Origin of the sequence: Pleomorphochaeta sp. DL1XJH-081 (genome assembly GCF_049310885.1) — a bacterium.
GTDB lineage: Bacteria > Spirochaetota > Spirochaetia > Sphaerochaetales > Sphaerochaetaceae > CAYZJV01.
In genome coordinates, this window is sequence record NZ_JBMDYO010000139.1 from 1 (window position 1) to 261 (window position 261).

Below are 261 nucleotides of genomic sequence, written 5' to 3' on the forward strand. Positions count from 1 at the left end.
GCAGGTAATCGGCGCTGAACTGATAGTTATCGATCTCGACATCCTGATCGTCGATGCAAGTGCCGTGCAGGCGGGCAATCGGCTGGCCTTCCAGTTCATCCAGGCGGTAGAGCGATACCTTCACCTCCCCCTGCGCGCAGGCGCTGAGATCGCGAGTCAGCGTCTCTGCAACGTCCTGCCAGCTGGCGAAACGGGTCTGGTTAAAGCTGTTGAGATAGAGCTTAAAGCTTTTCGACTCCACCAGATTGAGGCTGGTATCGG

Annotated in this window: 1 pseudogene; it reads right to left on the minus strand. The window is 57.1% G+C overall.

The window, feature by feature from the left end:
• Nucleotides 1–261: pseudogene (queF, locus tag ACODJP_RS14225) on the minus strand (NADPH-dependent 7-cyano-7-deazaguanine reductase QueF); the annotation flags it as partial.